The organism is Proteus penneri (assembly GCF_003144535.1).
GTDB classification, from domain to species: domain Bacteria; phylum Pseudomonadota; class Gammaproteobacteria; order Enterobacterales; family Enterobacteriaceae; genus Proteus; species Proteus penneri.
The window spans coordinates 187,914-200,804 of record NZ_PHFJ01000002.1 but is presented as its reverse complement, the minus strand read 5'-3'; the positions used below and the strand labels follow the sequence as shown (position 1 = coordinate 200,804).

The window sequence follows — 12,891 nt, the reverse complement described above, 5'->3', positions numbered from 1 at the left end:
AAAGCCCACCAATAAAATTTAAAACAATAATTTTAGATTAATTTAATGAGTTAGTAATTAACCTAGTGTACTTGGTACAAGAATTTCAGTCGCAACAATCACGATAACTAGGCCGACTAATACGGGTACAGAAACACGTTTCATCACTTCAAACGGTGAAATTTTTGCCATACCTGATACTGCGACCACAACACCAGAGACCGGTGATAATGTACGTCCTAAGTTTGAAGCTTGTAACATAGGAATAGTTAAGTAAGCAGGATTAACCCCCATATTGCTTGCTAAACGAGGAATTAATTCAACAAATGCATAGAATGGCGCATTACCAGAGCCTGTTGTCATTGCTGCTAACATGGTAATTAAGACCAGTGCAATCATCATCACAATCGCCCCCGAACCTAATGATTGAGCACCTTCAATTAACGCATTGATAAAGCCAACTGTTGTTAAACCTTGAGCAAATACCCCGGCCGCCACTAATAACATAACAACTTGAGCAAAGGCATCGGCCATGCCGCGATAAGCAACTTCTAAACCTTCAAAAACTTGTTTTGCGCTAAAGCTACTAATAAATTCGATAACAGCCGCTAAAATCATACAGATAATAATAATGGCGACGATATGTAATTCTGGCAACCATTTACCATCAAAGACAAGAACGCCGATAATTGGCGTGAAAGGTAAAATCGCATAGAAACTTGGTGCGTGAGTTTTGATTTCATTCACGTCTAACATTTCAGTTTCAATGTGCTCTTTGCGGTCAAGGTAACGTTGCCAGAAGAAGTGCGCAATACACATACCAATGATTGCAGCAATAGAGATAGGTAATGTGGTTTTAAATGCGAAATCAATTAGCGGCATTTTAGACGCTTCTGCAGCTAAAATAACATCACCTGATGTTGGTGCTAAAATAATAGAAGCTGGAGACGCACAGATTGCAGCAGCCGCTCCGCGGCTAATTCCCATATTCACCATAACAGGGAACAATGTTGCCATTAATAACACACCTAAACCTGTCGCTGATGAAACAGCCAGTGACATCAAACATGCAACAATGTAAGCCGCAACCATTAGCAGATAAGGTGAGTTGATCATTTTCAGCGGGCGTGATGCTAATTTAACAACAACATCATTAGCGCCGATGTGAGTCATATAAGAAGCAAAACCACAAAGTATCATGATCATCATACCTAAATCGCCACCACGGCTCATTAGTAGATTTTTCACATACTCAACAATATCGATTAAACCATAACCTGTCGCAGTTGCGCTTGCTGGTAAAACGGTTCTTCCCATAATAACGCTGATGATCAGTAATAACAGACCACCCGTCATTAAAACACCTGTTGGTGAATAGCCTTTTACAATATAACGTCCAACACCAACAGCAACGAAGGCGCCGATAAGAATTTCGATCATTTATTTATCCTGTCTAACATAGTCATTTATAAAATGAAGTTTTTTATTTTTATCATCATTTTTGCGTTTAGTGTGATTGACACACTCTGCCCAAAGGCAACGTTCCAGTGTATGACATATATCAAAAAAAACGACTATTTTTTTGTATATACATAGCACGAATGCTTACTTTTCATTCAAAATATAAATTAAGTGATAGATATAAAGCAAAAAGCACACAATTATCAAAATAGTGTGCTTTTATTAAGAGTGTGATGAAGTTAAAAATTGTGAAATTATATTTTCTTCAATAGTTGATTAAGTGCTTTTACTTCAGGACTTTCCGCATCTTGTTTATTTAGCCAATTATCGATAGCTTGCTTGGCTTTTTGCTGTAATTGGTCACTCAATAATTTTTCAATATTAAGTTCATATTGAATAGCATTCCAATCACCATAGAGCCTTAATGGAATTTCAATTTTAGCCAATTGACGAATAAAATCGTTTTCTTTACCCCAACCTTTTTTAATATTAACCAGTAACATCACATCAAGATCATGACGTTGAAGGTTAACTTTACCCTGCCCTTTAATTTGATAAGCCTCTGCTTGCGCATCAAGTGAATTAATGGTTACTTTCCCTTTGGGCGCTAATTTAAATTGGGCAATCACATTATCTGCTTGGGTATAACTTTCGACATCCTCAGGGTAAATCACTTTATCCGTCGCTTGAGCGACAGATTGCTGAATAACCTGTGGTACATTTAATCCTTGCATTTTAAATTGAGTAACAGATGCATTAAGCGTACCTTGCCAATAATTATAAAAAGCTTTTCGGTTATATCCCGTTCCTTCTAAATTTCCTTTTGCTGAAATTAATCCACTGAAATTTTCAGGCTGATTAAACGCACGCAGTAGAGGTTGTAACGGAATATTATTCATTGTGATATCCATACTAATATGTGCCGGCACAATACTTGTAGAAATCACGGTAGGAAGTGAAAAATCACCCTGAAGAATTTTTCCTGTTAAAGTTTGAACATTCAGCGAGTTAGGATTATTTAGCGCATCAAGTTTAAAATCATTAATCTCTAAATCTTTATAAAGAAGCTTATTCAGTGCTAATTTCAGCGTAAATTCAAGATCACCCCAATGCGTTAAATCATATTCTTTATTTTCAATAGTTACTGAAGTAATAACTTGCTTGGCCATAATCGTAGCATTTGGTGCTGGAGCCGCGTGCGCAGTGTTAAATAATGAAAATGATGATGGTGTCTTATTATCTTTAGGGGACAATGATGCAGTTTCAGTTGTTTTAGCCGCAACTAACGCTGGTAACAAGGTATTTAAATTTAATTGTTCACCTTTTAAATCAACCTGATAACGTGTTTTATTTGCAAACTCCGCACTGACACTACCTTGTAATTGACTGTCATTAGCAGTGAGATTTAGGTTATTAAGTGAGATTTTTCTCACACCTTCATTTTGGATATGAAAATCTGAAGTTAAACTTCCTGCAATCCCATTTTCAGGGATCCCAACTCCTGATAAAGCGTAATCTAACTGTGTGATATTACCTGAAACTTGGTAAGGATAGCTTTTCATATCCGCATCAGCGGCAATATTTAGCGTGATCTCACGACGGTCACGATTCACTTTCGTGCTCATTTCAAGACTAACTTGTTTTTTCTCGTCTGTTTTCAACGATAGGTTAATATCACGTAAATTAAGCTGCTCGCCATCTTTCATTTGCCAAATAATTAAGCTATCTGAAATATTCACTTTGGCGATATTCAACTGCCAATTATTGGTTTTAGGTTCAATCACTTGACGAGAAATATCTCGAGGAGTAGACGGTGGTAATATTTTAGGAATTGCCTTACTTTCAGGTGTTTGGCGAACCACGGCACCTTTAAGCATAACTTCTTTTACTTCAAGTTGATGAGAAAGTAGTGGCAATAACTCAACATCAAGACGCATATTATCTGCTGTGACCAAAGGCATTTCAGCGCCAGGTGCTGTCAATGACATTTTACCACTGATAATGCTTAATTTTGGCCACACATGCCAACGCATATCATCTTGTAATGTGAGTTTGTAACCGCTTTGTTTCTCAACCCTTTCAATAAGGTACCCACGGAAATCATTCGGGTTAATGAGTAAAACTAACGCTGTCAAGCCTGCCAAAATAACCACAAGCAAAATAGCCAGTGTTGTCAAAAACCTTTTCATATAATTACCCGTTTAGTGAACATGATAATGATGATTATAAAGATAGTTAATCTTCACTAATCCGACTACCAACTGCACCTTGTTGATTTTTATATTTTGCATCTTGACGACGATTATAAGGTCTATCAGCAGAACCCGACATAGGTTCAAAACTTAATGCACCAATCACCATACCCGGTCTTAATGCAAGAGGCAGTTTACCTGAATTAAAGAATTCTAATACGATTTGCCCATGCCAACCAGGATCAATACGATGTGCAGTAACGTGCACCATCAAGCCTAAGCGTGCTAATGATGAGCGTCCATCTAACCATCCAACAACATTATCAGGCAAAGTGACTGACTCAAGTGTCACTGCTAACGCCAATTCACCAGGATGTAGAAAGAATGCTTCACCTTCAGGCAAAACTATTTCATCACTCATTACACGCTCTAGCGCAGCATTCACTTCAGCCTTAGGGCCACTCAAATCAATATAAGCTGCAGTATGACCTTGGAAAACACGAAATTGATTTCCCAAGCAAACATCTGCTGTTGCGCCGTTAATTCGCTCGACAGGCGGGCGGGGTTCAATGACTAACTTACCTTCATCCAGCCACTGAATAATATCACGGTCGCATAATCGCATTTTATTTCCTTCTTCAAGTTAAACAGGCAGTTTCATCATGCATGAAAGCTGCCTAAAAATGAATCTATTATTCGCAGAATTGCCCAATTTTTGCTTTCAGAATATCAATCGCAACGCGGTTTTTCCCCCCTCTAGGTACAATAATATCGGCATATTGTTTAGAAGGTTCAATAAACTGGAAGAACATAGGACGAACGGTTTTATTATATTGTTCAATGACTGAGTCTAAGCTACGTCCACGTTCATTCACATCTCGTTTAATCCTGCGCATTAAGCAAATATCTAATGGGGTATCAACAAAGATAGAGAAATCCATCTCTTCACGCAGGCGTTTATCTGTTAATAACAAAATGCCTTCAATGATAATCACTTTTTTAGGTTGAAAAGAAATGGATTCTGTTTTGCGTGTATGAGCAACGTAGTCATACTGAGGGAGTTCGATGGCATTTCCTGCTTTTAATGCGCACAAATGCTGGTATAAAAGTGCATGATCCATCGAATTTGGGTGGTCATAATTGACCTTATATCGTTCTTCCATTGTTAAATCACTTTGGTCACGATAATAACAATCTTCTGGTATCACCCCGATATTATGATCACCTACTTGCGCTCTTAACTCACGGTAAAGTGTGCTTGCAATAAGACTTTTACCCGAAGCAGAGGCTCCAGCGATACCTACAATTGTGCACTGATGTGCTGTGTCAGCCATAATCAAAAAACCTGGTTTGAAATAAAAAGAGGGATAACGTAATAATATGTAAATATTACGCTAGCGCAGATTATAGTTTTGAAATCACTCTGGTTCCAGCGTAAAACCAGAAATCTATTTGTTTTTTATCAAAAACAGCCGGAAATCACCTGTAAAAAATGGAAAGCCAAATGACTCTCCATTTTAATCAGCAAATAATTTCAGACATTATTCTACTGTGATTACACTGCGCGGAAAGAAATTTCCGTTGGAATTGCATCACCATCCCAATACATTTGAGAAGATACGGTAGACGCGATTTCGCGATAAATATCCGCAAACTCACCTTCTGGATCACGCATCACTGTTGGTTGCCCGCGGTCTAGGTCTTCACGTAAAGAGATATGAAGAGGAACTTGACCTAATAATTGACAATGATACTTCTCTGCCAATTTAGCGGCACCACCAGTACCAAAGATAGGTTCAAGGTGACCACAGTTACTACAAATATGTGCACTCATGTTTTCAATAATACCTAATACAGGTACATTGACTTTCTTAAACATGACAATCCCTTTCATTGCATCCACCAGCGCGATATCTTGTGGTGTTGTTACCACAACCGCAGCAGTTACAGGGATATTTTGAGATAAGGTTAATTGGATATCGCCTGTTCCTGGTGGCATATCGATAACCAGATAATCCAAGTCAGGCCACAACGTATCTTGGAGCATTTGCATTAATGCTTTGCTCGCCATAGGACCACGCCATACCATCGCATTATCATCAGTCACTAAATAACCGATAGAGTTAGACGCTAATCCATACGCCATAATTGGCGCCATATGTTGTCCATCAGGAGACGTTGGACGCTCCATCGTGGTCCCTAACATATTAGGAATAGACGGTCCATAAATATCAGCATCAAGAATACCGACTTTAGCGCCTTCTTGTGCAAGAGCTAATGCAAGGTTAACTGCTGTACTTGATTTACCAACGCCACCTTTACCAGAGCTCACTGCAAGAATATTACGCACACCATTAACGCCAGGCAGATCATTTGCACGACGTAAGGTGGAAATATTATGCTTGAGTTTCCATTCAATGGCTTTTGCACCAGTGATGTTGCGAAGTTCGGCTGTCTTTTCTTCAATTAGGGTTTGGAAAGGTTTTTTCCAAACAAACGGCATCACTAACTCGATATGAAGAACATCGTCAATCATCGCACATTGGTGTAATGCTTTTAGAGAAAGCAGATTACGTTTCAATGTTGGGTGTTCAAAAGTAGACAAGACACCTGAAACTTTTTCGTTCAGAATCTCAGGGGTGGTCTGCTCGGGGGATTTATCACTCATCCCGGCTCCTCTCGTTTTCATTATTTATTAAATATATGAGTGTATCTATCATATCAGATAGTAGATGACTACGATAATGCCTTACCTCAATTTGCCAACTGAAATTTCTCTTGCAAAAACTCCATTATTGCCCTAGCGACATCATGACGGATCGGTTACCATCAAAGTCCCTTTTATTAATTTTATGGAAGTAAGATCCTTACTATGTCTCACGTCGCGAATAAATTATTGGTAACCTGCGCGTTACCTTATGCTAACGGTTCAATTCATCTCGGTCATATCCTTGAACATATTCAGGCAGATATCTGGGTCCGTTATCAACGAATGCGCGGCAAAGAAGTTCATTTCATCTGCGCTGACGATGCTCACGGCACACCTATTATGCTGAAAGCCCAACAACTGGGTATCACGCCAGAAGCCATGATTGAAGAAATGAGCAAAGAGCATCAGCAGGATTTTGCTGGTTTCAATATCAGTTACGACAATTATCACTCTACACACAGTGAAGAGAGTCGCCAATTATCAACTAAAATTTATATTGCACTGAAAAAAAATGGTCACATCAAAAGTAAAACTATTTCTCAGCTTTATGATGAAGAAAAAGGCATGTTTTTGCCTGACCGCTTTGTAAAAGGCACTTGCCCTAAATGTAAAGCGCAAGACCAATATGGTGATAACTGTGAAGTTTGCGGCTCAACCTACAGTCCAACAGAATTAATTAATCCGCGTTCTGTTGTATCAGGTTCAACGCCTGTTATGCGTGAAACTGAACACTATTTCTTCGACTTACCTGCATTTAGCAACATGTTACAAGAGTGGATCCGCTCTGGCGCGCTACAAGAGCAAGTGGCAAATAAAATGCAAGAGTGGTTTGACAGCGGTTTACAACAGTGGGATATCACTCGTGATGCACCTTATTTCGGTTTCGAAATTCCAGATGCACCGGGTAAATATTTCTATGTATGGTTAGATGCACCGATCGGCTACATGAGTTCATTCTTAAACTTATGTGAAAAACGTGGCGATTTAAGTTTTGACGAGTTTTGGAATAAAGACAGCAAAGCTGACCTTTACCACTTTATTGGTAAAGATATCGTCTATTTCCACAGCTTATTCTGGCCAGCAATGTTAGAAGGCAGTGAATATCGCAAGCCGACAAACCTGTTTGTTCACGGTTATGTCACTGTAAATGGCGCCAAAATGTCAAAATCTCGTGGCACCTTTATTACAGCGCGTGCTTATCTTGATCATTTTGATGCTGATTGTCTACGTTATTACTATGCTGCAAAACTTTCATCACGCATTGACGATATTGACCTAAACTTAGAAGACTTTGTTCAACGTGTTAATAGCGACATCGTAAATAAAGTCGTTAACCTTGCATCACGTACCGCTGGTTTTATCAGCAAGCGTTTTGATGGCAAATTAGCTGATTCTTTAGATGATGCTAAACTTTATCAACACTTTGTTGATATGAAAGAAACTATCGCACAGTCATTTGAAAATCGTGAATTTGGTAAAGCTGTTCGTGAAATTATGGCATTAGCTGATGAAGCGAACCGTTATATTGACGAAAAAGCACCTTGGGTAGTGGCAAAACAAGAAGGTCAAGACGCTCAGTTACAAGCAATCTGTACCATGGGAATTAACCTATTCCGTGTGTTGATGACGTACCTGAAACCCGTTTTACCATCACTAACAGAACGTTCAGAAGCATTTTTGCAAACTCAATTAACATGGGATGCACTTGAACAACCGCTATTAGGTCAAGAGATCACTAAATTCAAAGCGTTGTTTAACCGCATTGAAATGGATAAAGCCAATGCAATGGTTGAAGCATCAAAAAGCACCATTGCGCCTGTAAAAGAAGTAACAGGCCCATTAGCAGATGCTCCAATTCAAGAAACCATCAAATTTGATGATTTTGCGAAAATCGATATGCGTATCGCTGAAATTAAACAAGCCGATTTTGTTGAAGGTTCAGACAAACTGCTGAAATTAATTTTGGACTTAGGTGGAGAAACTCGCCAAGTATTTTCCGGTATTCGTACAGCATACCCAGATCCTAAAGTGTTAGAAGGTCGCTTAACGGTAATGGTAGCAAACTTAGCACCTCGTAAAATGCGTTTTGGTATTTCAGAAGGCATGGTAATGGCAGCAGGTCCTGGCGATAAAGATATCTTCTTACTTAGCCCAGATTCTGGTGCAAAACCGGGTCAGCAAGTGAAATAACAACCAAAATTCATTTGCCAAACGAATAAAAGGCGGGGTTCTATTAGAGCCCCGCCTTTTTTTATTGTGATCCATAGCACACTTTCAAAATCGGTGTATGATAATTCTGTTAGTTGATTTGGGACACTTACTTATGAAATCTAAACGGGCACGATTGCAGATTACACTTTGGCACTATTTACGATCTTTTTTGGTACTTTATCTTTGTCTCTTTGCTGGTAATCTTATTTCAGCCCTTCTACCCTTCGCGGTTCCAGGCAGTATTGTTGGCTTACTGATCCTCTTTGGTTTACTTGCTTTTCAGCTTATCCCTGTGCGTTGGGTTAAACCCGGTGCAAATATCCTCTTAAAAAATATGTCATTACTCTTTATCCCTATCGGTGTCGGTGTAATGAACTATTATGATTTATTAAGTCAGCAACTTTTCCCCATCGTTTTAGCCTGCGTCGTGAGTACCTTTGGTGTTATGGCACTCGTTGCATATTGCTCACACTATGTTCATCGTGAGCGCGTTATCGTGGGTTCGAAACCAGACCAAGTTGAAGATATTGTTGAAACAAAAGAGAAAGACGATGATAAAGCGTTAAGTGAGAAGAAAAAATGTTAGCTATGTTGATGAATATTTGGTGGTCACTTCCTTTAAGTATTTTTATTTTTTACTTAGCTCGTAAGCTGGCGGCCCGATTTAATTTGCCTATTTTAAATCCACTGCTAATTGCTATTATAGTAATTATACCTATTTTGTTAATAACTAAGGTACCTTACGAAAATTATTTCGCAGGCAGTCGAATTTTAAATGACTTACTGCAACCCGCCGTTGTTGCTTTAGCTATACCGCTTTATCAGCAATTACACCAAATTCGCGCACAGTGGAAATCATTAATCAGTATTTGCTTTATTGGTAGTATTGCTGCGATGGTCAGTGGCACAGCCATTGCTTTATGGGCAGGTGCAACACCTGAAATTGCCGCATCAATCTTACCTAAATCAGTGACAACCCCAATAGCAATGGCTGTCGCGGACTCCATAGGTGGTATTCCTGCAATCAGTGCTGCATGTGTTATTGCAGTAGGTATTTTAGGTGCCATTTTTGGTCATACATTATTTAAGCTACTGCGTATTCCTACTCACGCCTCTCGTGGTTTGGCTATGGGCACTGTTTCGCACGCAGTGGGAACAGCAAGAGCGGCAGAAGTCGATTATATTGAGGGGGCTTACAGTTCATTGGCATTAATGACATGCGGGATTATTACCTCTTTACTTGCTCCGTTTATCTTCCCTATTATTTTACATCTTTATAGTTAATATCTTTCTTACCCTCTATTCCTAAATCCCCGATTTAATTAAATTTATTTCGGGGATTTTTACTATAAATTTGAGATACATCTCTCAATTAATGAATTTGTTGCAATTGTTTCATTGAAAATATGATTTTCATCACATATAAAAATAGGTAAAGATGCCTAGAATCTTATAATACAGAAAGATTAATGGGAGACTCATGTATGCATACTCGTTTTCAGGCAGTTTGGTCAGATTTATCCCCTCAGTTGCAACAAGCACTTGCTCCTTATCTTGAGCAGGATGAATTCCCTGCAATATTCACGGCAGAACAGGTCAATGCCATAAAAACACAATTACAATGTAATGATGATGCCTTAGCTCTCGCACTTTTACCCGTCGCTGCCGCTTGTGCAGTGACACCGATATCTCATTTCAATGTTGGTGCTATTTCACGTGGGGGAAGTGGTAATCTCTACTTCGGTGCCAATATGGAATTTGCTGGCGCCCCACTACAACAAACTGTTCATGCTGAACAAAGTGCGGTAACTCACGCATGGCTACGTGGTGAATCTCGCTTAATTTCAATCACCGTTAACTATACACCTTGTGGTCATTGTCGCCAGTTTATGAACGAACTCAACAGTGGCACCCATATTCAAATCCAATTACCGGGTAGAAAAGTGGCGACATTGGGAGATTATTTACCTGATAGCTTTGGTCCAAAGGATCTCAATATCACCTCTTTATTAATGGATAAAGTTAATCACGGTTACGAAATTGATAACCATAGTGAATTAGCACAACAGGCGCTACAAGCCACCAATCGTAGTCATGCACCTTATAGTGAGTCTCACAGTGGAATTGCTGTTCAAATGAAAAATGGCAAAATTTTCCAAGGTAGCTACGCAGAAAATGCCGCATTTAACCCAAGCTTACCGCCATTACAAGCCGCATTGATTTTATTAAATATGGCAGGTGAGAGTGTGATGGAAATTGAATCTGCCGTCTTAATTGAAAAAGCAGAAACAATTTTAACGCAATGGGATGCAACTCAAGCCACATTAACAGCTTTAGGTTGTCGCCAGATGCAACGCATCACTTTGTAAAAAATTTTAACTTATTCCTCTAAAAATCTCTCCTAAAAAAGCATCAGCATGTAAATTTTGCTGATGCTTACCAGAAAAAGTTGTAACAACTGTATCTATCTCTCATTTCTAAGCATAAAAATCATAAAAAAATAACATAAGCTGTACATATTTTTATTATTTTGTAGGATCTACAATTGTCATGTGACTAACTGCCTTACAAGAGTATTTTTCATGGAACTGGAACACGAAAGTAAACGCCCTCTCTACATCCCGTATGCAGGTCCAATCCTGCTAGAATTTCCCCTGTTAAATAAAGGTAGTGCTTTCAGCGAAGAAGAACGCAGCACCTTTAACTTACATGGTTTACTGCCTGAAGCAGTTGAAACCATCGAAGAACAGGTTGAACGCGCTTATCGCCAATATCTTGATTTCAAAAACGATAACGATAAACATATTTACCTGCGAAATATCCAAGATACCAATGAAACCCTGTTTTATCGTCTATTGGAATCTCACCTAACTGAAATGATGCCAATCATTTATACACCAACAGTAGGTGAAGCTTGTGAACATTTCTCTGATATTTATCGTCGTGCTCGCGGTTTATTTATCTCTTACCCTAACCGCGCCAATATCGACGATATGCTACAAAACGCCACTAAACAAAACGTAAAAGTCATTGTTGTAACAGATGGCGAACGTATTCTTGGTCTAGGTGACCAAGGTATCGGCGGTATGGGTACACCTATCGGTAAACTCTCTTTATATACCGCGTGTGGTGGTATTAGCCCAGCGTACACACTGCCTGTTGTACTTGATGTTGGTACTAATAATCCACAACGTTTAAACGATCCTCTGTATATGGGATGGCGTCATCCTCGCATTACAGGTGATGAATATAACGAGTTCGTTGATGAATTTATTCAAGCTGTTAAACGTCGCTGGCCAAATGTTTTACTGCAATTTGAAGATTTCGCACAAAAAAATGCGATGCCTTTATTAAACCGTTACCGTGATGAGCTATGTTGCTTTAACGATGATATTCAAGGCACTGCATCTGTTACCTTAGGTAGCCTAATTGCAGCAAGTCGTGCTGCAGGTCGCCAATTAAAAGACCAAACAGTCACTTTCTTAGGTGCCGGTTCTGCGGGTTGTGGTATTGCTGAGCAAATTATTGCCCAAATGAAATCCGAAGGTTTAAGCGATGAGCAAGCACGTGAACGTATCTTTATGGTTGACCGTTTCGGCTTATTAACAGACAAACTGCCAAATTTACTGGATTTCCAAAGCAAACTTATCCAAAAAAGCGAAACCATTGCTAATTGGGAAACCACAAGCGATGCGATTTCACTGTTAGAAGTGGTTAAGAATGCAAAACCAACTATTTTGATTGGTGTTTCAGGACAAGCAGGTTTATTCACTGAAGAAATTATTCGTGAAATGCACAAACACTGTGAACGCCCTATCGTGATGCCATTATCTAACCCAACTTCGCGAGTAGAAGCGCGCCCTGAAGATATTATCAATTGGACTGATGGACAAGCTTTAGTGGCAACAGGTAGTCCATTTGCCCCCGTTAAATACAAAGATAAAGAGTATCCAATTGCACAATGTAATAACTCTTATATCTTCCCAGGCATTGGGTTAGGTGTTATTGCCTGTGGTGCGAAACGTGTGACTGATGCCATGTTAATGGTTGCAAGTCGTGCATTAGCAGATTGCTCACCAATGGCAAAAGAGGGTGATGGTTCTCTGTTACCTTTACTGGCTGATATTCAGCAAGTTTCGCGTTATATCGCAAAACAAGTTGCCAAAGAAGCACAAGTACAAGGTGTTGCGACTGTAACGTCTGATTCAGCATTAGAAGAAGCCATTGAACGTAACTATTGGTCACCAGAGTACCGTATTTACAAAAGAACCTCGTTCTAAATAGCTTGAAACACTAAGTACCATTCTGAAAAGCGCGTCATTACTTAATATGAGGCGC

Annotated in this window: 10 protein-coding genes; 5 read left to right on the top strand and 5 right to left on the bottom strand. The window is 39.3% G+C overall.

Features of this window, described 5'->3' with window-relative positions; all coding sequences use genetic code 11:
- Nucleotides 1-57: 57 nt before the first annotated feature.
- The 5 genes from dcuC to apbC form a co-directional block, all read right to left on the bottom strand.
- A complete protein-coding gene (dcuC, locus tag CUB63_RS03955; protein ID WP_109847497.1) occupies nt 58-1,419 on the bottom strand; it encodes an anaerobic C4-dicarboxylate transporter DcuC in 1,362 nt (453 codons plus the stop codon).
- A gap of 275 nt (nt 1,420-1,694) precedes the next feature.
- Entirely contained in the window at nt 1,695-3,629 is a 1,935-nt protein-coding gene (gene asmA / locus CUB63_RS03950; RefSeq protein WP_109847496.1) for an outer membrane assembly protein AsmA, read from the bottom strand.
- Nucleotides 3,630-3,675: 46 nt separating this feature from the next.
- Nucleotides 3,676-4,257: a dCTP deaminase gene (gene dcd / locus CUB63_RS03945; protein WP_006537532.1), complete on the bottom strand. Its 582-nt coding sequence runs from the start codon at nt 4,255-4,257 to the stop codon at nt 3,676-3,678.
- Between the two features lie 67 nt (nt 4,258-4,324).
- A complete protein-coding gene (udk, locus tag CUB63_RS03940; protein WP_072062857.1) occupies nt 4,325-4,966 on the bottom strand; it encodes a uridine kinase in 642 nt (213 codons plus the stop codon).
- 221 nt (nt 4,967-5,187) lie between these two features.
- Complete coding sequence (gene apbC / locus CUB63_RS03935) at nt 5,188-6,300, bottom strand: iron-sulfur cluster carrier protein ApbC (RefSeq protein ID WP_072062858.1); 1,113 nt, start codon at nt 6,298-6,300, stop codon at nt 5,188-5,190.
- Nucleotides 6,301-6,504: 204 nt separating this feature from the next.
- On the opposite strand from apbC, the gene metG reads away from it, so the two are divergent.
- From metG to CUB63_RS03910, 5 genes are all read left to right on the top strand, one after another.
- Entirely contained in the window at nt 6,505-8,532 is a 2,028-nt protein-coding gene (gene metG / locus CUB63_RS03930; protein WP_109847495.1) for a methionine--tRNA ligase, read from the top strand.
- Between the two features lie 133 nt (nt 8,533-8,665).
- On the top strand, nt 8,666-9,139 hold the full coding sequence (locus CUB63_RS03925; RefSeq protein ID WP_072063009.1) for a CidA/LrgA family protein: 474 nt from the start codon (nt 8,666-8,668) through the stop codon (nt 9,137-9,139).
- Between the two features lie 2 nt (nt 9,140-9,141).
- Complete coding sequence (locus CUB63_RS03920; protein ID WP_109400733.1) at nt 9,142-9,837, top strand: CidB/LrgB family autolysis modulator; 696 nt, start codon at nt 9,142-9,144, stop codon at nt 9,835-9,837.
- Between the two features lie 200 nt (nt 9,838-10,037).
- On the top strand, nt 10,038-10,922 hold the full coding sequence (gene cdd, locus CUB63_RS03915; RefSeq protein ID WP_109847494.1) for a cytidine deaminase: 885 nt from the start codon (nt 10,038-10,040) through the stop codon (nt 10,920-10,922).
- Between the two features lie 213 nt (nt 10,923-11,135).
- Entirely contained in the window at nt 11,136-12,833 is a 1,698-nt protein-coding gene (locus tag CUB63_RS03910; RefSeq protein WP_109847493.1) for an NAD-dependent malic enzyme, read from the top strand.
- Nucleotides 12,834-12,891 lie beyond the last annotated feature (58 nt).